Source organism: Salipiger sp. ABN3_019, from assembly GCF_056158605.1.
On the sequence record NZ_JBSWTP010000001.1, the window covers coordinates 113,333 to 136,546 of the forward strand.

A 23,214-nucleotide genomic window follows, 5' to 3' on the forward strand; every position below is an offset into this window, starting at 1 on the left:
GTCTTATCCCTTGATGTGCTTGAAGAACGGCGTGTTCGCCGGCTCGGCAATCAGCGGCTCCAGCTCGTCGTCGAGGTGCAGCACCGAGATCGACGCCCCGGCCATCTCCATCGACGTGGCAAACTCGCCGAGCCAGCAATGGCGGATCCTCACGCCGCGTTCCTCCATCAGGATCGAGACCCGGCGGAACAGGACGTAGAGTTCCTCGAGCGGCGTGCCGCCGAGGCCGTTGAGCAGGACGGCCACCTCGTCGCCGGAATTGTAGTCGGTCTCGGCGAAGATCTTCGCCATCATCGTGTCGACCACCTCGTCGGCGGGCTTGATCGTCTCGCGCGAGATACCCGGCTCGCCATGGATGCCCATGCCGATCTCCATCTCGTTCTCGCCGATCTCGAAACCGGGCTTGCCCACCTCGGGCACGATGCAGGGCGAGAGAGCTACCCCCATGGTGCGGGTGCGGGCGCGGGCCTTGTCGGCGATGCGGGCGACCTCTTCGAGCGGCAGCATCCGAGCCGCCGCCGCGCCGGCGGCCTTGTAGAGAAAGAAGATCCCGGCCACGCCGCGGCGCTTGTGCTCTTCGCCGACCACCGAGGAGGCGACATCGTCATTGCCCATCACGGTGCGGGTCGCGATGTCCTCCAGCTCGGCCAACTCGCCGGCCATGTCGAAGTTCATGATGTCACCGGTGTAGTTGCCGTAGAGGTAGAGCACCCCGGCGCCCTGGTCGACGTATTTGGTCACCTCGAGGATCTGGTCCGAGCTCGGCGACTGGAACACCCCGCCCACGGCGCAGCCGTCGAGCATGGTCTCGCCGACGAAGCCGAGGAAAGTCGGCAGGTGTCCTGAGCCGCCGCCGGTGACGATGCCCACCTTGCCGGGCACGGGATTGGCGGTCACGTAGCAGCGCAAGTCGCCTGCGGCATAGGTGACTTCAGGGTGGGCGCGGTAGATGCCGTCGAGCATCTCGTCGACGAAGGCCTCGGGATTGTTGAGAAACTTCTTCATGGGCTCACTTCCGGGTTCGGGATTGCAGTTTGCGGCGGCGGGTCACGAAGAAGGCCGCGGCGAGAAGGATGAAGGCGCCGACCACGACGCGCTGCCAGGTCGAGGGGATGCCCACCAGCACCAGCACGTTATTGACTACGGTGATCAGCAGCACGCCCGTGACGGTGCCTAAGACCGAACCGGTGCCGCCGGTGATCCGCGCCCCGCCCAGCACCACGGCGGCGATCACGCCGATCTCGGTCCCCACGAGGTCGAAGGGATTGGCCATGCGGTTGGCGCAGACGTGCACGATCCCCGCCAGCCCGGCGAGCCCGCCGGCGAATGCGAAGACGAAGAGATGCACCCGGCGCTGGTCGTAGCCGAGCCGAGCCGCCACCTCGGGGTTGCCGCCGGTAGCAAATATGGCGCGGCCCATCAGCGTGCGGTTGAAGATCACCCAAGTCAGCAGCGCGGCGGCCGGGAAGACCAGGAAATACCAGGGCAGCGTCACCGTCGCGCCGTTCGCGGTGGTGACGTCGAACATCGAGGCCTTGCCGAAGGCGACCATCTGCGGCGGCAGCTCCATCAGCCAGACCGTGCCGACAAAGGCCAGCAGGATGCCTCGGAACAGGTATTGCGTGCCGATGGTGACGATCAGCGCCGCCACCTTGAGGCCGTGCACCAGCCAGCCGTTGACCGCCCCGAGCATGGTGCCGCCGAGCACGGCGATGACCAGGATTGCCGCCATCGGCAGCCCCGGCGCGACCTTCAGCACGAAGAGCGTCAGCGAGTACATGCTGAGCGCCGCGATTGCGGTGAAGCTAACGTCGATGCCCCCCGCCGCGAGGATCGCGAAGACCCCCAGCGCGAAGAGTCCGGTGACCACCGAGGCGCGCCCCATGTCGATCAGCGAAGTCGGCGACAGGAAGGCCGGGTTGATCACCGCCACTGTGACGCAGATGGCGATCAGCAGGCACAGGCTGACCAGTTCCGGACGGCGCGCGAAGGTCTCGGCGATACCCGGGCTGCGGCGGGCCTCGGCCTCGGCGGTCTCTGTCGTGTCTGCGGTATCGAGGGAAGATTGGGTCATGGTCATTCCGCGGCCTCCAGCTGGGAGGCGAGCATTGCCTGGTAGATGTCGTCTTCGCTGGCGGTCGCACCGGCGACCTCGGCCGCGACCCTCCCGGCGTTCATCACCAGGATGCGGTCGCAGTTCTGCAGCAGCTCGGGCAGGTCGTCCGAGACGATGATCAGCCCGATGCCGCGCTCGGCCATGGCTTGGATGGCGCGATAGATCGTGTCCTTCGAGCCCACGTCGACGCCCACGGTCGGCCCGTGCAGTACCAGCAGGCGCGGCTCGATGCTGAGCCATCGGCCGATCAGCACCCGCTGCTGGTTGCCGCCCGAGAGCGTCCCCACAGGCAGGTCGATGTCGGAGGTGTTGAGCTGCATCTCTTCCGAGATGCGCCGCGCGGCGGCGCGGGCCTTGCTACGATCGACGGTGCCGAGCGGTCCGAGGATGCGGTCGAGGATCAGCGTCACCTCGTTGTCGAGGATCGATTTCTCGATGAACAGCCCCTCGCCCAGCCGGTCCTCGGGCACGTAGCCGATGCCAAGCTCGATGGATTGCGCGGGCGTGTCGATGCGCACCGGCGCGCCGGCCATGCTGACCCGCCCGTCGGTGATCGCGCGATGCCCCGACAGCGCCAGCGCCAGCTCGTTGCGGCCCGAGTCCGACAGGCCGGTCACGCCGAGGATCTCGCCCTTGTGCAGCACCGTGCTGACCCCCTGGAAGGCCTCGTCCGAACCGAGCCCCTCGAGGCGCAGCAGCTCCTCGCCCGAGGGCGCGCCCGAACGGTAGCGCCGGGCCTCGATCTCGCGCCCGGTCATCAGCGCGCTGAGCTGGCTGCGGCTGTAATCCTCGATCGGCCCCTGCGCCACGCATAGCCCGTCGCGGAAGACGATGGCCTGGCCGCCGATGCGGTAGCATTCCTCGAGCTTGTGGGTGACGAAGAGCACCGCGACATTCTGTGCGCGCAGCCGGCCGACCACCTCGATCAGCGTCTCCACCTCGTGCCGCGTGAGCGAGGTCGTCGGCTCGTCCATGATCACCAGCCGCGCATCCTGGGCAATGGCGCGGGCGATGGCGACACGCTGACGGATCGCCAGCGGCAGGTCCGACATGCGGGTGCCCAGCAGCGTCCGGCTCGGCTCCAGGCCGACCTCGCGCAGCGCCTTGGTCGCGGTCTCGCCCAGCTTGCCGCGGTCGAGCCAACGCAGCATCCGGCCGTGCCCGCCGACCAGCTGTTCGCCAAGCGCGACGTTCTCGGCGACCGTCAGGTTCGGCAGCAGCGAGAGATCCTGGTAGACGGTCTCGATCCCCGCCTCGAGCGCCATGATCGGGCTCAGCGCGGCGTGGTGCACCCCGTCGAGCAGGATGTCGCCCTCGGTCGGCGCATGGGCGCCGGACATGATCTTGATGACCGTGCTCTTGCCGCAGCCGTTCTCGCCCAGCAGGTGGTAGGCCTCGCCGGCGCGCAGGGTCAGATCGACCCCGCGCAGCGCGTGCACGCCGCCGAACCGCTTGTGGATGCCGCGCAGCTCGAGAAACGGCTGATCCTGAAGATCGCTGTGGGTCACGGGAAAAGCGCCTCTTGATCGGATGTGTCCGAGGGCGCGGTCAGGCGCCCCCGTGCGAAGGGCAACCTCAGAAGAGGTAGTCCTTGTAGGTGTCCTTGTCGGCCAGCACCATGCCGTTGCCGATCAGCAGCTTGCCGTCGCCCGGGCCATCCTTGAGCGTCACGCTCTCATAGCCCTCGACGCCGAGATCCATGCCATCAGAGAGCTCGCCGCCCTCGAGCAGCAGCTTGGCCACGGCGTTCATCGCCATTCCGGCCTTCTGCGGATCCCAGAAGCCGATCGCGGTGATCGCGCCGCTGTCGAGATAGGCCGCCGAGGGGTTCGGCAGACCGGTGCCGACGAGGCAGACCTGATCGGTCAGGCCGGCCTCCTCGACGGCGCGGCCCACGCCCAGCACATCGTTGCCCGCCGAGGTCTGAAAACCCTTGATGTCGGGATGCTTGCGCAGCACTTCCTTGGCCTTCTCATAGGTGCCGTTGGCGTCGTCAAAGCTCTCGTTGTTGGGATCGACCAGTTCCATGCCTGGGTACTTCTTGGCATTCTCCTCGCCGGCACCGACCCATTGCATGTGGGTGCGGCTGCCCAGCGAGCCGACGAAGGTGGTCCACTTGCCCTCGCCGCCCATGCAGTCCGCCAGACGTTCGTTCAGCGCTGCGCCATACTCGGCGTTGTCGAAGGCCTCAACATCCACCATCGTGTTCATCTGGTTGTCGGCCTCGTGGGTCACGATGATCGTGCCGCGATCCATGGCACGCTTGAAGATGCCTTCGAGGATTGCCGGGTCCATCGGCACCACCGCCAGCGCGTCGGTGCCCTTGGCAATGAGATCCTGCACGATCTGCAGCTGCTGGGCGCTGTCCGCCTGCGCCGGGCCGACCTGGCTGATGGTCATGTCAGGGTTCTGCTCGGCAAAGAGCTCCACCCCGGTCTCCATCCGGTCGAACCACGGAATGCCGCTGATCTTGACCACCGTGGTGATCGTGCTCTCGGCTCTCGCGGCGCTAGCGGCGGTGACCATCAGGGCCGCGGCGCAGCCCAGTTTGAACGTCTTCTTCATGGTATACTCCTCCCTAGAGTTCCCTCGTACTCAGACCTTCGACGCGCGAGGGACCCGCCCCGAAGTTATCCCAGCGGCCAGCCTCTCGATGAGTTCGAACCGCCCCACCGCGAGGAAGGCGAGCAGCAGCGCGCCCCAGGCGAAGTCGCGGACGAAGTTCGACAGGCCGATGAAATTCAGAAGGCTCGACAGCAGCTGCAGCACCACGGCCGAGAGCAAGACGCAGAACACCCGCCCGTAGCCGCCCTCGGGCCGTACCCCGGCCATCACCGCGATCAGGATCGCGATCAGCAGGTAGCTGGTGCCATAGTCCCACTTCACGTTGACGTTGCGCGCGGCGATGATCACCCCCGACAACCCCGCCAGCGCGCCGGACAGCGTATAGGTGACGGTAAAAACGGTGTTCTTCGAAAAGCCGCTGAAGTCCGCCGCACGCGCGTTGGCACCGGTGAGCATGAGCCGCATCCCGAAGGGGGTGAAGCGCAGCACCCCGCCCAGCACCAGCGCCACGCCCAGGAAGATCAGGAAGCCGTAGGGCACGCCGAGGATAACCCCGTTGCCCAGCTCGTAAAGCGGGTCCGGCGAGCCGATGGTCACCGACCGCCCGTCCGAGAAGACCACCGCCAGCCCGGTGAACAGCATCTGCGTGCCCAGCGTGCAGAGGATCGGCGTAATCCCCAGACGCGAGATGATCAGCCCGTTCAGCAGCCCGCCGAGTGCCCCCACCACGAGCGCACCGAAGGCGAAGGCGAGGGTGAAGGCCCAGGGCGCCTCGTAGGCCGAGAAGAGCTGCGTCGCCACCAGCCCCGACGCCACGCCCGACAGGTTCGCCAGCGCGATGCCCGACAGGTCGATCCCGCCGTTGCCGGCGCACATGGCCAGCATCACGCCGATCGCCAGAAGCCCGATCTCGGGCACCTGGGTCGCCATGGACTGCAGGTTGAACAGGGACAGGTAGGTACCGCCCGAGGTGACCCCGCCGATCGCCAGCAAGACGATCACGAGCGCCCAAAGAATGGCCAGGCGGCCATCGAGCTTACGCATCCTCTCCTCCTAGGATTTAGTAAACTGACTCTTGATTTAGTAAATCGCTAACAAATAATTCAGGAGCGTTCAATAGTCTTTCCGTTGCAGTCACGAAGGCGTTCTGTCTTGAACATCCCTGCGTCCGGAACGATGTTTACTAAACAACACCAGTGCCAGGGGCCCGCGACAAACCATGACAAAGCAAGAGAAAAAGCCGGTCACCCTGCGTCAGGTCGCCGAATGTGCCGGGGTTTCCGCCGCCACCGCCTCGCTGGTTCTGAACGGCAAGGGCGACATCTCGGAGGCGACTCGCCAGCGGGTGCTGAGCGCCGTGCGGCAGATGAAATACAAGCCCCGCACCGGCCGCACGCGCCCCGATTCCGTCAACACGCTGCGCTTTCTCAAAATCGCCCGCCACGGCCACACGGTGAACCGCGACCACAATCACTTCATCTCCGACTACATCGACGGCATGTCCTACGAGGCGACCCGCCGGGACTATTCGCTGCAGGTCGAGAGCTTCGAGGGCACCGACGTGGACAAGATCGCCGAGTCCCTGCGCTCGGGCGACCTGCGCGGAGCGGTGATCCTCGGCACCGAGCTGACCAAGGAAGAGGTGCAGTGCCTCGCCCGCGCGCCCCTGCCGGTCGTCTTCATCGACACCTACCACCCGCTGCTCGACCTCAGCTTCGTCGACATGGACAACGACCAGGCGGTCTTCGCGTTGCTGCGCCACCTCGCCGGGCGCGGCTTCCGGCGCATCGGCATGGTGGCCAGCCACACCGCGGTGACCAATTTCGCACTGCGCCGCGACGCCTTCCTGCGCGGCATGGCGGCGCTGGGGCTCGAAGCGGACGAGACGCTGATCCTATCGGTGGATTCGACGCTCGAGGGCGCCTACAGCGACGGACTCGCCCAGCTTGCTGCCGCCCCGCGCGTGGCCGAGGCCTATTTCTGCGCCAATGACATGATCGCCTTCGGCTTCATTAAGGCGCTGCGCGAGCACGGGCTGCGCATCCCAGAGGATGTCTCCGTCGTAGGGTTCGACAACCTGCCGATGAGTGCAATGAGCGAGCCCGCCCTTAGCACCATCGAGGTGCCGAAGCGCCGCATCGGCGCGATGGCGGTGCGCTTGCTCGACGACATGCTGATCGCCCGCGCGCCGGAGCCCGCCACCAAGGTACTGATCAGCGGCGCGCTCGTCGGCCGCGAAAGCGTCGGGACTCCAAGCGGCGACTGAGGATCAGCGCGGCGCGGGTCCGACCGTGCCGCGGCGGATGAGCGCCGGGGGCAGCACCGAGACCTGCGCTGGGGACTCCCCGAGCAGGCAGCGCGCCGCGGCGCGGCCGATCTCGGACTTGTCCACCGCCACCGTCGTCAGCCCGGGCCAGGTGAACGCCGCCTCGTCCATGTCGTCGCAGCCGATCAGCGACACCTCCCGCCCCGGCTCGAGCCCCAGTTCGCGGATCGCGGCCAGCACCCCGAAGGCCACCAGGTCGCTGAAGCAGACCAGCCCGGTCGGGGCGTCGCTTTCCCGCAGCAGGTCGAGCGCTGCCGATCGCCCGAAGGCCCGGCTCGTCGGCCCGTGGCGGACCAGCGGCGGCGGCAGCCCGGCCTCCTTGAGCGCGGCGCGGAAGCCGCCAAACCGCCCGCGCGCGGTCGAGGTGTCCTGCCCGCCGCCGATCCAGCCGATGCGCCGATGCCCCGCCTCGATCATGCACTCTGCCGCCAGCCGCCCGGCAAGCGGGTCATCGTTGAGGAACTGCGGCAGCGCCACCCCCTCGACCTGCCGCGAGAAGATCGCCGTGGGCACGATCGGCGTCCCCCCGGGTCCACGCGGCAGCAGCACGTCGAGATCGGAGGGGCCAGTGCCGTGTACCGGGCAGAGCACGATCCCGCCCACCCCATGCTCGAGCGCAGTCTGCAGGAAGCGCCGTTGTTGATCGAGGCTCTCGCGCGCGACGCCGAGAAAGACTTTGCGGTCACGGGTGCAGAGCTCGTCCTCGATCTGCACGAGGAACTCGTTGAACACCGGGTTGGACAGGTCGCTGAGGCAGACCGCGACGAGGTGGCTCTCGGCTCGGCGCAGGTCGGCGGCGGCGCGGTTGTAGATGTATCCGAGCCGCACTGCGGCCTGGCGCACCGACTCGGCCGTGGCGGCAGAAATCCGGGGATGCGCGCGCAGCGCAAGCGAGACGGAGGACACCGATAGCCCCAGCTCCTCGGCGATGTCGCGCAGCGTCGTTCTTTTTGTCATGCCATTCCCGCCTTTATTCCTTCAGTATCCGCGCGCTTTCGCCGAACCAATCGAAAAATGCTTAGTCAAACGATTGACTAGAGATGGTATACCATGGTCCAACTATCCCCGGGCACTGTCGGAGGATGCTTTGAGGCAGTGCATCAATGGGAGGATTACATGTACAGATTTGCTCGGGTGGCCGCTTGCGCCGCCGCCATTGCCACGTCCGGAACCGCGGTGCTTGCGCAGGACAGCTGCGATTGGAAACCCGACCGCGCGGTCACCTACATCGTGCCCTGGGGCGCAGGTGGCGGCACCGATGCCAACTCGCGGATGCTGGCGAGTCTTCTTGAGAAGTCCTGGGGCGTGCCGTTCAACGTGGTGAACCGCACCGGCGGGAACGGCGTCACCGGTCACTCGGCGATCTCGCGCGCCGAGCCCGACGGCTACACGGTTGGCGCTGTCACGGTCGAGATCAACACCATGCACTGGGTTGGCCTGACCGAGATGACCTACGAGGACGTCACCCCTATCGCGCTGATCGACATCGTCCCCGCCTCGGTTCTGGTAGGCAAGAATAGCCCGTTTGGTACTGTCAACGAACTGCTCGACTATGCGCGAGAGAACCCTGGCGAACTGACCGGCTCGGGCACGTCCCTCGGGGGCATTTGGCACCTGGCCCTGGCCGGGATGCTGAACGCCGAGGGGATGGCCCCCGACGCGATCCGCTGGATTCCCTCGCAGGGCGCCGCCCCGGCGCTGCAGGAACTGGTCGCGGGCGGCGTCGACGTCGCCACCCCCGCCCTGTCTGAGGGCAAGACGCTCGTAGAGTCCGACGAGGTCAAGGCGCTGGCCTACATGCACGACAGCCCGATGGAGGCGCTGCCCGATGTTCCGCTGACCTCCGAGGCTCTCGAAAGCGGCTGGACCCTTGCGGCCTACATAACCATCTCCGGTCCCGATGGGATGCCCGCGAACATCGTGTGCTCCTATGAAAAGGCTGTGGCTGAAGTCGTCGCCTCGCAGGAGTGGGCCGACTTCAAGGCCAGCCGCGGCGCCGAGGTGGTCGACATAGGCGCGGAAGATCTCGCCGCGTACATGCAGCAGCAGGACGCAGCGCTCGGCGAGGTGATCCAGGCCGTCGGCCTCGCGAAGTAAGCGGGCCGGGACAAATGACTGCAACACGGGACATCGTGACGGGGGCGGCGCTTGTCGCCCTCGGCACACTGATGATCTGGATCGCCTCGGGCTTTCCGCAGATCGGCGCCATGGCTTTTGGCCCCGACCTCTTTCCGCGCATCATCGCCTCAGGGCTGATCCTGTCGGGGCTCGGCATCCTTCTCGAGACGGCACGCGGCATCGCCCCGGCAAGCGAAGGAAGTCGCCTTCAGGCGCTGCCGATCCTGATCTTGCTGGCGTTGGTGGCCGCCTTCGCGGTCCTGCTGCCGGTTCTCGGATTTCACATCGCCGCGGCACTGGCGCTGCTCATTGCGGTGTGGGTTTTTGGTGGCGGCTGGCCAATCGCGACTGCCGTGGCGCTGCTCGCGCCCATCGTCCTGCATTTCGTGTTCTACAGCGTACTGCGGGTGCCGCTGCCATGGGGCCCACTAACCCAGGTGGCCTGGTAGGGGACTGGTAATGGATATTTTTGCGATCTTCACCGCCGTGCTTGAACCGCACCTCATGGCGACGGTTCTGCTGTGCACGCTCTACGGCGCCTTCGTCGGCTCGATGCCCGGGCTCACCGCGACAATGGCGGTCGCGTTGCTGGTGCCCTTCACCTATTTCATGGGCCCGGCGCAGGCGGTGGCGGCCATCGTCGCCACCACCACCACCGCAATCTTCGCTGGCGATATCTCGGGGGCGCTGCTCAAGATGCCCGGCACTCCCGCCTCGGCAGCCTATGTCGAGGACAGCTACGCGCTGGCCCAATCCGGCAAGCCACGCACCACGCTGTTCGTCTCATTGTTTGCCGGGGTCCTCGGCGGTATCATCGGGGTGATCCTGCTTGCCTTGGCGACACCACAGCTCGCCCGGCTCTCCGCCAGCTTCTCAAGCGACGAAGCGTTCTGGCTGGCGACGCTGGGGCTTAGCTGCGCAGTCTTCGTCGGCGGTGCATCGGTGGCACGCAACTTCGCATCGCTTTTCATAGGACTCGCTATTGCCACGGTCGGCATCGACGTCGCCGTGGGCCATCCGCGCTACACGTTCGGGCTCATGGATCTCTACGACGGTGTCAGCTTCATCCCGGCGATGATTGGCCTCTTCGCGCTGTCCGAACTCCTGCGCAATGCCGGTTCGGGCGAAGAGACCAAGCTGCGACGGATCAAGATCGAGCCACTCAGCGCGGCCCTGTGCGGCGCGCTGCACGAGATCCGCACCCGCTGGGTTTCAGTGATGCGCTCGGGGCTCGGCGGTACAGTAGTTGGCGCTCTGCCCGGTGCGGGCGCCGACGTGGCCGCGTGGATCGCCTACGCCCTGTCGCGGCGGTTCTCGCGCACTCCGGAGAAATTTGGCAAGGGCCATCTCGAGGGGATCGTTGACGGCGGAGCCGCGAACAACGCCGCCGTGGCGGGTGCATGGACCCCGGCGCTGGTATTTGGCATCCCCGGCGACAGCGTAACCGCCATCGCGATCGGCGTGCTGCTGATGAAGGGCCTCACGCCCGGTCCGGATATCTTCACCACCGATGCCAACCTCGTCTACACGATCTTCGGCGCCTTCTTCATGGCCAACCTGCTGATGCTGCTTACCGGCGGACTAGCAGTCACCGTAGCAACCTACCTTCTGCGCATCCCTCGCGCCGTGTTAATGCCACTGGTGCTCATGCTCTCACTAATAGGCGCCTATGCCATCATGGGCAGCACGATGGCGATTTGGATCGTCTTGGTTCTCGGACTGCTCGGCTTCGTCATGGCCTGGGCGCAGATCCCGCTCGCCCCGGCGATCCTCGGCATCGTTCTCGGCAAGGTGGTCGAGGGCAACTTCATGGTATCGATGATGAAAGCGCAGGGCGATCTTACAGGCTTCTTCGAGCGCGGCACCGCCGCAGTGCTGGGCGCAATTACCCTCCTCGTGTGGGGCCTGCTGCTGCTCCGGGCGGCGCTCGAGATCATTGGCAAACGTTCTTCACATTCTGAAAGGGAAGCAAACTCATGACTGGCAAGAACAAGCTCAAGGCGCGGCTCCAGGCCGGCGAAACCGTCACCGCCGCGTGGCTCGAGTTTGGTACTCCCGAGGTGGCAGAACTTCTCGTGCACACCGGCTGGGACGTGGTGGTGATCGACTGCGAACACGGAACCGCTGGGCTCGAGGAAGGGCTCGGACTGATCAGGGCCGTTGAGGCCGCGGGCGGACAGGCTATCGTTCGCGTCCCTGATTCCTCGGAGGCTACGCTGAAACGTGCGCTCGACCGCGGCGCGCGTTCGCTCATGGTGCCGATGGTGAGCTCTGCGGCCATGGCGCGCGACATTGCTGCCTTCTGCCAGTATTCCCCCCGCGGTCGTCGGGGCTATGCAGCCCCTATCGTCCGCGCCTCGGACTACGGCAAGCGTACAGACTACGCCAAGACCGCTCATGACGAGCTGCTGATCATGGCGCAGATTGAGCATGTCGACACGGTACGCGAGGTCGCCGAAATCGCGGGCATCGAGGGTATCGACATGGCCTTCGTCGGACCCAATGATTTCGCCGCATCAATGGACCATCTCGAGGACATGACCCACCCCGACGTCCAAGGCCAGATCGCTGAGGTCGAGAAAGTGGCGCGCGCCGGAGGGCTGATGCTGGGAACAATCGTCGGCGCAGGCCGCAGCTATGCCGACCTGCGGGAAGCGGGCTATAGCTTTATTGTTGGGCCGAACGACATCAGCCTGCTGGCCGCGGCGTCGCGCGCCGCGCGGGCCGAAAGCGAAATGAACCTCGGTTGCTGAGGCACTTGAGCCTACTGACTTGTAAATTCCGAAGTAAACACTGGCTATGAAGTACTGCGAGAGTCCCGGCGAAGTGCACTGCATTTCCTACGGATATGCTCAAGAGGGCCTTCGCCGACCACGATGCCTCTTTCTTCGATCAGATGCCGAACCCCGGCTCCCATCGGAAATGGTTAAGCGAGTAGCCTCACGTCTGATTGGTTCGAATTTGTAGTAGCGCAAATTTGGGCGAGACAAGCAAACAGGAACATGGGAGGGCCGGAAATGGCTAATGACACACTAAGGGTAGCGATCGCAGGTGCCGGAGCGATCAGCCAATTTCACCTCATTGGATGGCAAGCGCAGGCAGGCGTTGAGATTGTTGGAATCTGCGATCCCGACAAGAACAAAGCACACGCACAAGCGGAGGCCTTCGGTATCTCTCGCGTCTTCGGCGACATGGCGGAAATGCTGGACGAGACCCAGCCCGACGCTGTCGACATCATTACCCCGGTGGGCAGTCACGCGCCGCTGGTGCGCATCGCCGCCGACAAGGGCGTGCACGTGATATGCCAGAAGCCCATGACCCCTACGGTGGCCGAGGCCGAGGCTCTCATCACTGATGTGGGTGAGCGCGTGCGCTTCATGATTCATGAAAACTACCGCTTTCGTCCGCATTACGCCGAGCTCGCGCAACGGATGCAGGACGGAGAGGTCGGCAGGCTGCGTCATGCTCGCATGACGGTCCGCGCCTCGGCAGTGTGGGACTACGAAGGCAAGAAGCCCTTTCTACTGGGGCGCCAGCCTTACCTCGCGGATTTCCGGCGCCTCTTGGTGTTCGAAGTGCTGATCCACCATTTGGATGCTCTGCGCGCGATCATCGGCGAATTGGACGTGGTCAGCGCAACCCTGGACCGCATTAACCCGAATCTGAAAGGCGAGGATGTCGCGTTGATACAGCTACGCGCTGAGAATGGCGCGCTGGTCGTCATCGATGCCAACATCGCCGCTCCCGGACACCCGCCACTTCCGACAGACAGGTTGGAACTTCTGGGCGAGACCGACACCCTAATTTACGATCGCGACCGGATCACGCTGCTCTCGCGACCAGACGCCGTATCACTGCATGACCTCACGGCCAACTACCAGGCCTGCTTCACCGGCGCGGTTACTGACTTTACCGAAGGACTGCGCAGCGGGCGAAAGTTCCAGACCGATAGGCTGGACAACCTCAAAACATTGCGGCTTATGGAAAGCATCTATCGCGCCGCGGGGATCGAGATCTAACCGTGCGCACGTCCACAACGGAGGCAAACGTGAGCAGCGCCGGAAAACCATCCTTCGCAGATCAGTTCTATAAGCAACTTCTGACGCGGAATACCGACGGAACTTGCGAATTGCGCATCCGTTTGCCCAACGAGGAATCTCTCACGCAAGAGTTCGGCGTATCGCGGCCCGTCGTTCGGGCCGCACTTGCCTGGCTCCGCACCGAGGGCATTGTCCAGTGACGCCGAGGGTCCGTGCGGCTACGTCGTAAGCAGGTTGGGCGGCGTCCCGGCGGGACCAAGAAGACCTTCGCAAGATCGAGAAGGCACTGCGAAAGTTGGAAACTCGCTAGCAGGAAAAAGAACTGCCGACAGAAGCAGACCAGCGGTTTCACCTCGCCGTCGCGCGGGCCTCACACAACGTGTTCTTTGTCTGGACTCTTAAATCGCTGCGACACCAGATCGCTTTCGGCGTGTCCCTATCGCTTTCACTGACGATTCTGGATGAACCGCAGCGGCAGGTGAAAGTGCTGTCCGAGCACCACGCCATTTTGGATGCCATCCGCGCCAAGGACCACGGAAGTGCGGAACGAGCCATGCGCGCGCGCATCACCGTCGCTAAGAATTGGATATGTATCGGCCAAGAACAGTGACGGGCAGCTTTACGCTTACACTCTTCGCGGCCCCCTCATCGCGCGGTGTGATCTGACTTGGTCGTGGGCCTCGCCGACCGCGTTTCTGTTGCGGGTCGCGCCGGCCTGCCCGGCACGTGTTACGAAGGCCATGCGATAGAGAAAGAGCGCTCAGGGGAGATAATTGGGCCACTTCCCTCAACCCTCGTATAAGGTCAAACTATGTAAAACAGCGGCGAAAGCGTTCGCTCCGGCCGTTCGTTTCCATGATCGTGGTCACTCGAAGTCGCATGTCCCAACGTGATCATTCGCGGTCGGACCACGCGCAAATCGCTGGGTCTGCATGTGGTCCCGGCTCAGAGCGCCAAGCTCTCAGCTTGGTTAAGCATTGGTCACAGGCTGGGGTCACATCACCCGCGCAGCGCGGCCACCATCCTTCTGAAGAGGCAGCCGCCGCGTAGACACTCAGGTCCAGGTCTGCCCGAACAGGCGCATCCAATTGCCGCCGAGGACCTTGCCGATGCGCTCGAGGCTCCAGCCACGGCGGATCATTTCGGCGGTCAGATTGGGGAAATCGTCGTTGCGGCGGATGCCCTCGGGCTTAGTGATCTTGGCCGAGCCGAACTCGGTGAGCGTCCGACCGGTGCCCTTGTCCTTGTTGGCCCAAAGCAGCCACGGGCCCGGGCGGGCACGGTTGTGGTTGAAGTCGGTGCCGATGGCCACGTGGTCTTCGCCGACCAGATCCATCGTGTATTCCATCGCGTCGATGACATCCGCCACGGTCGCATCATTGCCCTTGGCCAGACCCGGCGCGAACAGCGAGGTGCCGATTACGCCGCCCTTTTCGGCGCAGGCCTTGAACACTTCGTCGGGCTTGTTGCGGGGCACGTCGCGCAGACCGCGCGGCAGGCAGTGGGTGATCGCCACCGGCTTTTTCGAATGCGCGATGGTGTCGAGCGAGGTCTGGATGCCGACGTGGCTCAGGTCAATCATGATCCCCGCCTCGCCCATCGCGTCCACCGCCTCGCGGCCAAAGCCGGTCAGCCCGCTGTCTTTCTCCTCGAGGTAACCCGCGCCAAAGAAGTTCTGCGTGTTGTAGGTCAGCTGCATGATGTTGACCCCAAGATCCTTGAAGATCGCGAAGTAGTCGAGCCGATCCTCGACCGGCGAGGTGTTCTGCCAGCCGAAGATGATGCCCACCTTGCCCTCAGCCTTGGCCCGCTCGATGTCTGCCAGCGTCTTCACCGGCATGGCGATATCGGTGTTTTCGGCCAGCTTCTGCTTCCACATGATGACGTAATCCATGCCGCCGCGGAAGTTCTCCCACAGCACGGAGGAGGCCGAGATCGCGGTAACCCCGCCCTTCTGCGCCTCGAGCAGCAGCTCGCGGTTGAAGTCCGAGCATTGCAGGGCGTCGATGACAAGGGATTTGGAATGCAGGTCGCTGTCAGTCACGGGAGGTGTCCTTGGATCGGTGGAGATGTCGGTTGGAGAGCGCGGCGGAATGGCGTCAGGCGGTGACGGCCATGTCGGAGGGCAGCCATTCCTCGCCGGTCATGTCGGGCGTGTCGAAGGCGCGGAAGCGCTCGAGGTGCCGGTCGGCGTCTTCGGCGAAGAGCGAGCGTACCAGACCAGACGCCAGACGCCGCGCGCCTTCGCTGGCCGAGGGGATGCCCGATGTCACCTTGCCGTGGCTCGGCACAGCGGCATAGGCAAAGCAGGTCAGCCGCGCCAACGCCGGGCAGGCACCGGGGATTTTCTCCTCGAAGCTGAAATCGTCTCCAAGGTGCGGATGCGCGGCAAGAACCGGGTTCTGCGCCGCCCGGTCTGCGCCGACCACATCGCCCCATGTGCGGATGTGCGGAGCAAAGGCCGAAAGTTCGGGGCGCTCATCCAGCGCCACGCCGAAGCCGGTGGCAAAGATCGCCACATCGGCCTCGATCACACCCTTGGGCGTGGTCACGCGGATGCCGCCCGCGGTTTCTTCGACCTTCTCGACGGCGGCTCCGAGGTGCAGATGGGCGTGGGCATGGCGCGCAACGCGCTCGACCGAGTGTTTCGGCGGCGGCACCGGGAAGCGGTCGCCTTCGTCCATCAGATCCCACTTTGCCTCATCAGGCAGGCCGACGTAGCCGGCGGTCATCCCGCGCGAGCCGGTGCCGGTGAACTTGTCGATGACCGGGATCGCGGCGCGGCGCACCAGCAAGTCCATGCGGGCGCAGCCCGCTTCCAGCGCGGTGGCGGCGTTGTCCATGGCCGAGGCGCCCGCCCCCACCACGATCACCCGCTTGCCCGCCAGCTCCGAGAGGTCGAACTCATCCGCCGAGTGATAGACCTTGCCACGCGGCAGGCCGCGCGCCGCCGCAGGCAGACGCGGTGCACCAAGCGCGTCGAGCCCGGTGGCGAGCACGACTCGGCGGGCCAGCACCTCGCCTTGCGCGGTGGTCAGCCGTAACAGCGTACCTTCGGGCGCGATCGCGGACACGTCGCAATCGTTGACCACATCGGCACCGGTCATCTCGCGGTACCAGATCATGTAGTCCATCCACATCTCGCGCGGGGCGAGGTCCATCTTGTCCCAGGCCTCGGTGCCCCATTGCGCCTCGAACCACGCGCGGAAAGTCAGCGCCGGAATGCCGAGGGCGGGACCGGCGGCCTCCTTGACGGTGCGCAGCGTCTCCATCCGGGCATAAGTGATCCACGGCCCCTCGCGGTCCTTCGGCGCACGATCGAAGAGACGGACCTTGAACACCCCTTCCATCGCCAGCGCGGCATTCGCGGCGAGACCGCAGAGCCCCGCGCCGATGATCGCCACGTCGAGCACCTCTTCCCCGGCGGGGCCCGTGGTCAGCGGCATCCAGGCCTTCGGCGGCAGGTTCAGCAGGCTGCGTTGCCGGGCCAGTTCGGCTTGCAGGGCGGGAAGGCCAATGGGTGCGGTCATGGTCACGTCCTCATCAGGTTTCCGACCCGTTTCAGCAGGTCCGGGTCCTGCGGGTCTTGGAAGGTGCAATCGGGAATGATGCCTTGGCAGGCGGTGCGGAAGGCCTCGACAAAGCGCATCTGCGACGGCGCGAAGGCACGGTCGGCGGCACTGAAGAGGCCCCAGAAATAGGGAATATCGGTCGAGATCGGCAGCACGGTCACGCCGCGTACAGGGATTCCGAAGGCGGTCACCGGGTCGACCAGCGCAATGCCAAGCCCGGAGCGCGCGGCCATCATCGCGTTGAGCGACGAGTTGGTCGAGAGCGTCTGCGCCGGGCGCACCCGCTCGGCCTCGAGCGCGAGATCAATGGAATGGCGGATGCGGTAGGCATTGCCCACGGTGATCAGCCGGGCGCCATCGAGCCGCGAGAGCGGCAGGGGCGCGGCGCTGTTCAGGTCCGCTTCGGGCGCAAACTCAGAGACCACGGCCACCAGACGGGATTCGCAGATCACATGCCGTTCGAGCCCCATGTGATCCAGTGGATAGGCTGCCACGCCGAAATCCGAGGTGCGGCTGCGCACCGCGCGGACGACATGCTCGGCGCTCATCGTCTGCAGGTCCATGTGATCGGGCAGTTCATCCCCCAAAGCCTGCAGCGACGGCCCGATGAGCCCGCCCGCCATGGTCGGCGTTGCAGCGATATCAAGCGACGGCAACCGCTCTTCTCGGATCGCCTCGGCACGCCCGCGAACCTGCCGCAGACCCGCGATAACCCGTTGCACTTCTTCATGGAATCGCAGCCCGCGATCGGTCGGAGAAATGCGCGGGCCATTGCGGTGAAACAATTGAAAGCCGACCTCGGCCTCCAGATCGCGGACCAGCCGGGTCACCGCCGGCTGCCCGACCCCAAGCTTGCGCGCGGCACCGGTCATCGAGCCGCAGGACATGGCGGCTTCGAAGGCTTCAAGCGCCCGGACGTCGAAAATCCTATCATTCTCTCTTGACATGATGGCCTCATCATTATCCAAAATGTGCATACTGACAAGCCTAGAATGCGCGTCTGGAATAATCGCTCCGAAGCGCGGCGCCCCGCCTGCGCACCGCTCGAACTGCACAACAGGAGATCACCCATGTCCTTCCTTGCCCGCCTCGCCGGCACTGCGGTCCTCGCCACCGCCGCCCTGCCGCTGCACGCCGAAACCTGGCGCCTCAGCTCGATGATGACCCCCGACAGCTTCGAGGGGCAGACCTATCAGCGTTTCGCGGATCTGGTGGAGGAGTACACCGACGGCGACATCGAGGTGCGCATCTACCCCAACGAACAGATCGGATCGATGGACTCGGTGGTCGAACAGCTGAGCCAAGGCGTCATCCAACTGGCCCCCTCGGCGATCTCGTTCATGTCGCGCTGGGAAGAGGGCATCAACTTCGCCGTCGCCCCGTTCCTGTTCGACGATTACGACCACTGGGCCAACTTCATCAACGGCGAGCTGTTCCAGTCGTGGCTCGGCACCGTCGAGGAAGAGGCGAACATCACCATCCTCGGCAGCATCCCCGACATGCCGCGCGGCTCGTTCCGCACGCTGCTGTCCAACGAGCCGGTCGAAACCGCCGCGGACATCGAAGGCCTGAAGCTGCGCCAGTACCAGAACGACCTGATCATCGACGCCTGGACCCACCTTGGCGCCGAAGTGCGCGTACTGCCGTGGGGCGAAGTCTATGACGGCGTGAACCGTGGCATCGTCGATGCGGTGACCTCGCCCGCCGAGTTGATCGAGTCGATGCGCTTCTACGAAGTCGCGCCGAACATCATCCGCACCGACGAATATCCGCAGGCGGTGTCTTGGATGATGAACCAGAACGCCTGGGAAGCTCTCAGCGCCGAGCAGCAGGACGCGATGACCCGCGCCCACGAAGAGGCCGCCGCCTATGGCCGCGAGCTTCTGGCCGAGCAGGCCGCCTCGCTGCAGGCCGACCTCGAGGCACAGGACGGCGTCAGCGTGAACTTCGACTTCGACAACGGTCCGCTGGTCGAGAAGATGCAGGCGTTCTACGCGGATCTCGACAGTGCCGGCGAGCTGCCCGATGGCCTGCTCGACGCGGTCGAAGCGGCGCGCGGCGAGTAATCCATGACGCCTGCCCGGGACACCTCCTCCACACCCGGCACCGGCCCTCGCGGGCCGGTCGCCGGGCTGAACGCCGCTCTCGACGGGATCGCGCAGCTTTTCAAGGTGCTGGCGACGCTCTGCCTTGCCGTGATGGTCGGGCTCAACCTGTTCAACGTCATTTCGCGATCCGCCTTCGGCGTCGCCTACGGCTGGATCTTCAGCTGGACGCTGCTGCTGTTCGTGTGGATGCTGCTTCTGGGCCTCTTCGTTTACGTCCGCCAGCGCCGTGACGTGGTGGTGGACATCTTCGTCACCCGGCTGCCGTCGCTGCCGAAGCGCATCGCCGCGCTGTTTGCCTGCGCGGTGGGCGCGGCGGTCATGCTGGCCATCTTGCGCGGCGCACCGGCGCTGCTGTCGATGCAGAGCGCCAAGATGGATGGCATCGACCTGCCGATCTACGTGCGCTCGATGCCGCTCTTCGTCTCTGCAGGGCTGGTACTGGCGCATTTCGTGCTCGATTTCTTCTCGATCGCCACCGGGGCCCGCGCCGCCTTTCCCAAGCAGACCGACCCGGTGGAACAAGGAGCCGTTGAATGACCCTCGGATTCATCGTGATCGGCGGGTTCATCCTGCTGATGCTGCTCGGCGTGCCGGTCACCATGGCGATCGGCGCCGGCTCCATCGCCGGGCTCTACTGGGCTGGCTTCGGCGACATGTCGATGGTCGTGCCGCAGCAGATCCTCGACGGCGCCGCCAAGCCCGCGCTGCTGGCCATCCCCTTCTTCATCCTCGCCGGCAACCTGATGAACGCCATTGGGCTGACCGATCGGATCTTCAATTTCTGCCTCGCCCTCGTCGGCCACTTCCGTGCCGGTCTGGCCTATGTCAACGTCATCGCCTCGCTGCTCTTCGCCGGGGTGTCCGGTGCCGCCACCGCCGACATTGCCGGTCTCGGACAGCTTGAGGTGAAAGCGATGCGCGCGCGGGGCTACAAGCCCGAGTTCGCCGCCGCGCTGACCGTCGCAACCTCGCTCGTTGGCCCGATCGTGCCGCCCTCGATCAGCCTCATCGTCTATGCGTGGCTGGCCAATGAATCCGTCGCCCGGCTGTTCCTCGCAGGCGTGGTGCCCGGCATTCTGGTGGCGCTGAGCTTCATTCTCTACATCCGCACCGTCGCGCAGTGGGTTGAGATGCCGCACGAGCCGCGCGCCAGTTGCTCCGACGTTCGCCGCGCCGCGGTCGAGGGTCTGCCAGCGCTCGTCGCGCCGGGCATCATCCTTGGCGCCATCGTCTTCGGCTTTGCCACCGCCACAGAGGCCGGGGTGATCGCCTGCGGCTACTCGATCCTGATCGGCCTGTTCTACCGCTCGCTGTCGTTCAAGGGGGTGTGGGACGCGCTGGTGGAAAGCGCGGTGCTGTCGTCGCTGATCATGCTGATCATCGGCTTTTCGCAGATCATGGGCTGGCTCTTTGCCTTCGAGCAGGTGCCGCAGGCCTTCGCCTCGGGCATCCTCGAGACGATCAGCCAACGCTGGGTGTTCCTGACCTTCACCATTGTGCTGCTGGTGCTGATCGGCTGCTTCATGGAAGCCTCGCCGGCCAAGATCATCCTGCTGCCGCTGCTGCTGCCCGCCGCCGACGCGTTTGGCATCGACCGGGTGCAGTTCGGCATGATCATCACGCTGGCACTGCTGCTGGGCATCGCGACGCCGCCGCTCGGCGTCGGGCTCTACCTGATGTCGGCGGTGTCGGGCGTGCGCTTTGAACGCCTCGCCGTGGCGATCCTGCCGCTGATGATCCCTCCGGTGCTGGTGCTGATCCTGATCGCGGGGTTCCCGCAGATCACGCTCTGGCTGCCGGATCTGGTGATGGGGCCGCAATGACCAAGGACTTCGCCATGACACCACCCCCCCGCACCGCCGACGCGATGGACCGCGCAGCCGGGCTCAATCCCGCGGGCGAGGTCTTCGCCCTGCGCGGGCAGCGCCCGGAGTATGCGATCGGCGCCGAAGCTTGCCGTACCTCGGTGCTCGCGCCGGAAGATGACCTCGGCCTCGCACCTCCGCTGCGCGCCGCCATCGCCCGGCGCGTGGCGCTCAGCGCAGGCAACGACGTGCTGCTGGCGGGCTACGCCCTGCCCGACGACCCAGCGCTCGCAGCGCTGGCCACCGGCGAGACGCCCACCGACCCGCTGCAGCGCGCCCTGGCCGTTCATGCGGACATGATCGCCACCGACCCGGGAAAATCTGGCCCCGGGCACCTGCAGGCGCTACTGGACGTCGGCCTGAGCGTGCCACAGGTGATCGCCTTGTCGGAACTTCTGGCCTTTGTGTGCTTTCAGATCCGCATCGCGCACGGGCTTTCGCTTCTTGAGGAGGTCTGCGCATGACCACGCCGAACGGCGCCCCCCGCACACTGCCCCGCATCCGCCTCAAGGCGCTGAAATGGTCGCCGCATATGCCGCCCGTCGAGGTGGAGGATGCGACGCCCGCCCAGCTTGAGGCGATGAAGGTGACCCCCTCGGCCAAGAAGGTCTCACCCTATGTGCGCACGCTTGCGCATGATCCCGAAAGCTACGTCGCGCGAACCACGCTGTTCAACGCGATCATGTATGCCGAGGGCGGCCTGCCCCGCGCCGACCGCGAGCTTGGCGCGCTTGGCGCCTCGCTGGTCAACGGCTGCCAGTATTGCGCCAACGTCCACGCCCGCCAGCACCACAAGCTTTCCGGATCGTCCGCGCTGATCGCGGCGCTCTGGACCGCGCAGCCCGAGACGCTCTCGGAGCGAGATCAGGCCATCCTTGCGCTGGCAGAGAGCCTGACCCAGACCCCGCCGACCGCCACCACGGCACATATCAAGCGCCTGAAGGCCAGCGGAATGGAGCCGTTCGAGATCGTCGATCTGATCCACTCGATCGCGATCTTCGGCTGGGCCAATAGGCTGATGCACCCGCTGGGCCATTCCGGAACTTAGGTAATGTTGACAAATGACGGATCCAGAGGCGGATCGAAGTGATGTCAATGAAACCGAGGAAGCTTTCCGCCGTTATGTCGTAGCGTGTCGCGACACGCCTGGCGTTCTTGAGCTTGCTGAAGCAGCGTTCGACCAGATTACGCAAGCGATACAGCGAGCGATCGACACCAATCCGCTTCTTGCGGGACTTGCGCATCGGTATCACGGGCAGGACGTTGCGCGCCTCCATGCCCTTCCTGATCTTGTCTGCATCGCAGCCGCGATCCGCGAGAAGCACGCTCGGAAGGGGCAGATTGTCCTCCATCACCAGATCGAAGCCGCGAGTCCGGTCTGACCAGGCACGATCTCTGTCCTCATGGGGAGCCCGTGTGCGTTGACGAGAAGGTGGAACTCTGTCGTAAAGCCATCTCGAGAACAGCCGCAACTCTGTCGTGGCGCCCCCCTTTAGCGCCGGCTGCCTGATGGTGGGCGCGGATCACGGTGCTGTCGATCATTTGCAGGGCGCTTGGCACGGCTCCGCTCTCGTTCAAGACATCCATGCTGGTCTCCCAGAGACCCGCTAGTGTCCAACGTCGGAATTGTCGGTAGACGCTTGACCATCTGCCGAACTCACCAGGTAGGTCCCGCCGAGGCGCCTCGGCTCGGGGCCTTCGCGCGGATGCGCTCTGCTACTGGATCTCGTTAATATATACGTCGGCGCGCGTGCAGGCGCGGTGGTCGTTCAGCAGGATCGGCTGCGCCATCTCATCATAGGCGACCTCGCGCAGGACCAAAACGGCGGCCGGGGAGTCCAGCCCCAGCAGTTCAATGTCCGTCGCATCCGCCAGCTCCGCCTCGATTTGCTCGCGGATGGCGGAAATCTTCAGCCCGTAGTCATGCCAGAGCGTCAGGTACATCAGCTGCGGCACCTCGTCGGCCTGCGTCGGAAAGTCCGCCACCAGGTGCATCGGCAGGATCACCGTCTCGTGCATGACCGGACGCCCGCCAACCAGGCGGAGGCGGTGAATCTCATGCACCATCGTCGGCTCGGCCAGCGCCAGCCGCTCGGTCTCGGCCTCGGTCGACAGGCGCTGGCGCATCCGCAGCACCTTGGCGCTCGAATTCTGCAGGTCACCGGCGCGGGAGTGCAGCCGGAAGTAGTTGTAGACGATGCGTAGCGAATGGCGCGGGGTGCGGCCGGTGACCACGGTCCCGGTCTTGCGCCGACGCGTCACCGCACCGCCGGCGGCGAGCTCCCCCAGAGCGCGCCGGATCGTGCCGATTGAGACGCGGAATTCCTGTGCAAGCGCCGTTTCTGACGGCAACACCGTTCCCGCCGGCCAGACGCCGGTTTCGATTCTTCTGGTCAGCTGATCGTATATTGCCCTATAAATAGGCACAACTGGGGGTGTATTGACTGAAATTTGATCACTCCAACGCTCTCAGGGCGCGCAGGCACGCCATATCCATGACCTTC

23 protein-coding genes and 1 pseudogene are annotated in these 23,214 nt (G+C 65.2%); 13 read left to right on the forward strand and 11 right to left on the reverse strand.

Features of this window, described 5'->3' with window-relative positions; all coding sequences use genetic code 11:
* Positions 1-3 precede the first annotated feature (3 nt).
* From ACXAD2_RS00565 to ACXAD2_RS00585, 5 genes are all read right to left on the reverse strand, one after another.
* Positions 4-1,005: a dihydroxyacetone kinase subunit DhaK gene (locus tag ACXAD2_RS00565; protein ID WP_108970035.1), complete on the reverse strand. Its 1,002-nt coding sequence runs from the start codon at positions 1,003-1,005 to the stop codon at positions 4-6.
* 4 nt (positions 1,006-1,009) lie between these two features.
* On the reverse strand, positions 1,010-2,074 hold the full coding sequence (locus tag ACXAD2_RS00570; protein ID WP_475165485.1) for an ABC transporter permease: 1,065 nt from the start codon (positions 2,072-2,074) through the stop codon (positions 1,010-1,012).
* Positions 2,075-2,076: 2 nt separating this feature from the next.
* Positions 2,077-3,624, reverse strand: coding sequence for a sugar ABC transporter ATP-binding protein (locus tag ACXAD2_RS00575; protein WP_475165490.1), 1,548 nt, complete (start codon positions 3,622-3,624; stop codon positions 2,077-2,079).
* 67 nt (positions 3,625-3,691) lie between these two features.
* On the reverse strand, positions 3,692-4,681 hold the full coding sequence (locus tag ACXAD2_RS00580; protein WP_475165495.1) for a substrate-binding domain-containing protein: 990 nt from the start codon (positions 4,679-4,681) through the stop codon (positions 3,692-3,694).
* Between the two features lie 30 nt (positions 4,682-4,711).
* The gene (locus ACXAD2_RS00585) at positions 4,712-5,725 is read right to left on the reverse strand and encodes an ABC transporter permease (RefSeq protein ID WP_475165497.1); all 1,014 of its coding nucleotides are present in this window, start codon (positions 5,723-5,725) and stop codon (positions 4,712-4,714) included.
* A 175-nt stretch (positions 5,726-5,900) separates the two neighbouring features.
* On the opposite strand from ACXAD2_RS00585, the gene ACXAD2_RS00590 reads away from it, so the two are divergent.
* Complete coding sequence (locus ACXAD2_RS00590) at positions 5,901-6,947, forward strand: LacI family DNA-binding transcriptional regulator (protein WP_475165502.1); 1,047 nt, start codon at positions 5,901-5,903, stop codon at positions 6,945-6,947.
* A gap of 3 nt (positions 6,948-6,950) precedes the next feature.
* On the opposite strand, the gene ACXAD2_RS00595 is transcribed toward ACXAD2_RS00590, so the two are convergent.
* Positions 6,951-7,964 (reverse strand): LacI family DNA-binding transcriptional regulator, encoded by a 1,014-nt coding sequence (locus tag ACXAD2_RS00595; RefSeq protein ID WP_475165505.1) that lies wholly within the window; start codon positions 7,962-7,964, stop codon positions 6,951-6,953.
* Positions 7,965-8,123: 159 nt separating this feature from the next.
* On the opposite strand from ACXAD2_RS00595, the gene ACXAD2_RS00600 reads away from it, so the two are divergent.
* The 7 genes from ACXAD2_RS00600 (at position 8,124) to ACXAD2_RS00630 (ending at position 13,775) form a co-directional block, all read left to right on the forward strand.
* Positions 8,124-9,104 carry a tripartite tricarboxylate transporter substrate binding protein gene (locus ACXAD2_RS00600; RefSeq protein WP_475165509.1) on the forward strand — a complete coding sequence of 327 codons (981 nt, stop codon included), beginning with the start codon at positions 8,124-8,126 and terminating at the stop codon, positions 9,102-9,104.
* A 14-nt stretch (positions 9,105-9,118) separates the two neighbouring features.
* Positions 9,119-9,574 carry a tripartite tricarboxylate transporter TctB family protein gene (locus ACXAD2_RS00605; protein ID WP_475165511.1) on the forward strand — a complete coding sequence of 152 codons (456 nt, stop codon included), beginning with the start codon at positions 9,119-9,121 and terminating at the stop codon, positions 9,572-9,574.
* Positions 9,575-9,584: 10 nt separating this feature from the next.
* Positions 9,585-11,105, forward strand: coding sequence for a tripartite tricarboxylate transporter permease (locus tag ACXAD2_RS00610; RefSeq protein WP_108970043.1), 1,521 nt, complete (start codon positions 9,585-9,587; stop codon positions 11,103-11,105).
* The gene (locus ACXAD2_RS00615) at positions 11,102-11,878 is read left to right on the forward strand and encodes an HpcH/HpaI aldolase family protein (protein ID WP_475165516.1); all 777 of its coding nucleotides are present in this window, start codon (positions 11,102-11,104) and stop codon (positions 11,876-11,878) included. Before ACXAD2_RS00610 ends, ACXAD2_RS00615 begins: the two co-directional genes overlap by 4 nt.
* Positions 11,879-12,142: 264 nt before the next feature.
* The gene (locus tag ACXAD2_RS00620) at positions 12,143-13,144 is read left to right on the forward strand and encodes a Gfo/Idh/MocA family protein (protein ID WP_475165518.1); all 1,002 of its coding nucleotides are present in this window, start codon (positions 12,143-12,145) and stop codon (positions 13,142-13,144) included.
* A gap of 29 nt (positions 13,145-13,173) precedes the next feature.
* Complete coding sequence (locus ACXAD2_RS00625; RefSeq protein WP_475165520.1) at positions 13,174-13,365, forward strand: GntR family transcriptional regulator; 192 nt, start codon at positions 13,174-13,176, stop codon at positions 13,363-13,365.
* A gap of 179 nt (positions 13,366-13,544) precedes the next feature.
* Positions 13,545-13,775, forward strand: coding sequence for an FCD domain-containing protein (locus ACXAD2_RS00630; RefSeq protein ID WP_475165524.1), 231 nt, complete (start codon positions 13,545-13,547; stop codon positions 13,773-13,775).
* Positions 13,776-14,219: 444 nt separating this feature from the next.
* Here the strand turns inward: ACXAD2_RS00630 and ACXAD2_RS00635 are convergent, their stop codons facing one another.
* The 3 genes from ACXAD2_RS00635 to ACXAD2_RS00645 are packed head-to-tail and all read right to left on the reverse strand — an operon-like array spanning position 14,220 to position 17,684.
* Positions 14,220-15,209, reverse strand: a complete 990-nt coding sequence (locus tag ACXAD2_RS00635) for a membrane dipeptidase (protein WP_475165528.1) — start codon at positions 15,207-15,209, stop codon at positions 14,220-14,222.
* A 55-nt stretch (positions 15,210-15,264) separates the two neighbouring features.
* Positions 15,265-16,695 carry an NAD(P)-binding domain-containing protein gene (locus ACXAD2_RS00640; RefSeq protein WP_475165531.1) on the reverse strand — a complete coding sequence of 477 codons (1,431 nt, stop codon included), beginning with the start codon at positions 16,693-16,695 and terminating at the stop codon, positions 15,265-15,267.
* A gap of 2 nt (positions 16,696-16,697) precedes the next feature.
* A complete protein-coding gene (locus ACXAD2_RS00645) occupies positions 16,698-17,684 on the reverse strand; it encodes a LysR family transcriptional regulator (RefSeq protein WP_475165534.1) in 987 nt (328 codons plus the stop codon).
* 123 nt (positions 17,685-17,807) lie between these two features.
* Here ACXAD2_RS00645 and ACXAD2_RS00650 point away from each other — a divergent pair, with 123 nt between their 5' ends.
* From ACXAD2_RS00650 to ACXAD2_RS00670, 5 genes are read left to right on the forward strand one after another with little or no spacing between them, the layout of a single operon-like run.
* Positions 17,808-18,803 (forward strand): TRAP transporter substrate-binding protein, encoded by a 996-nt coding sequence (locus ACXAD2_RS00650; protein WP_475165536.1) that lies wholly within the window; start codon positions 17,808-17,810, stop codon positions 18,801-18,803.
* Positions 18,804-18,806: 3 nt separating this feature from the next.
* Positions 18,807-19,382 (forward strand): TRAP transporter small permease, encoded by a 576-nt coding sequence (locus ACXAD2_RS00655; protein ID WP_475165539.1) that lies wholly within the window; start codon positions 18,807-18,809, stop codon positions 19,380-19,382.
* Positions 19,379-20,668: a TRAP transporter large permease gene (locus ACXAD2_RS00660; RefSeq protein ID WP_475165541.1), complete on the forward strand. Its 1,290-nt coding sequence runs from the start codon at positions 19,379-19,381 to the stop codon at positions 20,666-20,668. Before ACXAD2_RS00655 ends, ACXAD2_RS00660 begins: the two co-directional genes overlap by 4 nt.
* Before the next feature lie 14 nt (positions 20,669-20,682).
* Positions 20,683-21,174, forward strand: a complete 492-nt coding sequence (locus ACXAD2_RS00665; RefSeq protein ID WP_475165543.1) for an esterase — start codon at positions 20,683-20,685, stop codon at positions 21,172-21,174.
* Positions 21,171-21,758 (forward strand): peroxidase-related enzyme, encoded by a 588-nt coding sequence (locus ACXAD2_RS00670; protein WP_475165546.1) that lies wholly within the window; start codon positions 21,171-21,173, stop codon positions 21,756-21,758. Before ACXAD2_RS00665 ends, ACXAD2_RS00670 begins: the two co-directional genes overlap by 4 nt.
* A 4-nt stretch (positions 21,759-21,762) precedes the next feature.
* Here ACXAD2_RS00670 and ACXAD2_RS00675 read toward each other — a convergent pair.
* A pseudogene (locus tag ACXAD2_RS00675) lies at positions 21,763-22,402 on the reverse strand (IS5 family transposase); the annotation flags it as partial.
* A gap of 24 nt (positions 22,403-22,426) precedes the next feature.
* Positions 22,427-23,137, reverse strand: coding sequence for a GntR family transcriptional regulator (locus ACXAD2_RS00680; RefSeq protein ID WP_475165550.1), 711 nt, complete (start codon positions 23,135-23,137; stop codon positions 22,427-22,429).
* Positions 23,138-23,214 lie beyond the last annotated feature (77 nt).

Excerpts from the sequence above, each read along its gene's own strand:
- ACXAD2_RS00655 (WP_475165539.1), top strand. The coding sequence starts at position 18,807 with ATGACGCCTGCCCGGGACACCTCCTCCACACCCGGCACCGGCCCTCGC.
- ACXAD2_RS00660 (WP_475165541.1), top strand. The coding sequence starts at position 19,379 with ATGACCCTCGGATTCATCGTGATCGGCGGGTTCATCCTGCTGATGCTG.
- ACXAD2_RS00605 (WP_475165511.1), top strand. The coding sequence starts at position 9,119 with ATGACTGCAACACGGGACATCGTGACGGGGGCGGCGCTTGTCGCCCTC.
- ACXAD2_RS00565 (WP_108970035.1), bottom strand. The coding sequence starts at position 1,005 with ATGAAGAAGTTTCTCAACAATCCCGAGGCCTTCGTCGACGAGATGCTC.
- ACXAD2_RS00670 (WP_475165546.1), top strand. The coding sequence starts at position 21,171 with ATGACCACGCCGAACGGCGCCCCCCGCACACTGCCCCGCATCCGCCTC.
- ACXAD2_RS00650 (WP_475165536.1), top strand. The coding sequence starts at position 17,808 with ATGTCCTTCCTTGCCCGCCTCGCCGGCACTGCGGTCCTCGCCACCGCC.
- ACXAD2_RS00645 (WP_475165534.1), bottom strand. The coding sequence starts at position 17,684 with ATGTCAAGAGAGAATGATAGGATTTTCGACGTCCGGGCGCTTGAAGCC.
- ACXAD2_RS00580 (WP_475165495.1), bottom strand. The coding sequence starts at position 4,681 with ATGAAGAAGACGTTCAAACTGGGCTGCGCCGCGGCCCTGATGGTCACC.
- ACXAD2_RS00620 (WP_475165518.1), top strand. The coding sequence starts at position 12,143 with ATGGCTAATGACACACTAAGGGTAGCGATCGCAGGTGCCGGAGCGATC.
- ACXAD2_RS00600 (WP_475165509.1), top strand. The coding sequence starts at position 8,124 with ATGTACAGATTTGCTCGGGTGGCCGCTTGCGCCGCCGCCATTGCCACG.
- ACXAD2_RS00595 (WP_475165505.1), bottom strand. The coding sequence starts at position 7,964 with ATGACAAAAAGAACGACGCTGCGCGACATCGCCGAGGAGCTGGGGCTA.
- ACXAD2_RS00585 (WP_475165497.1), bottom strand. The coding sequence starts at position 5,725 with ATGCGTAAGCTCGATGGCCGCCTGGCCATTCTTTGGGCGCTCGTGATC.
- ACXAD2_RS00570 (WP_475165485.1), bottom strand. The coding sequence starts at position 2,074 with ATGACCCAATCTTCCCTCGATACCGCAGACACGACAGAGACCGCCGAG.
- ACXAD2_RS00615 (WP_475165516.1), top strand. The coding sequence starts at position 11,102 with ATGACTGGCAAGAACAAGCTCAAGGCGCGGCTCCAGGCCGGCGAAACC.
- ACXAD2_RS00610 (WP_108970043.1), top strand. The coding sequence starts at position 9,585 with ATGGATATTTTTGCGATCTTCACCGCCGTGCTTGAACCGCACCTCATG.
- ACXAD2_RS00590 (WP_475165502.1), top strand. The coding sequence starts at position 5,901 with ATGACAAAGCAAGAGAAAAAGCCGGTCACCCTGCGTCAGGTCGCCGAA.
- ACXAD2_RS00640 (WP_475165531.1), bottom strand. The coding sequence starts at position 16,695 with ATGACCGCACCCATTGGCCTTCCCGCCCTGCAAGCCGAACTGGCCCGG.
- ACXAD2_RS00665 (WP_475165543.1), top strand. The coding sequence starts at position 20,683 with ATGACACCACCCCCCCGCACCGCCGACGCGATGGACCGCGCAGCCGGG.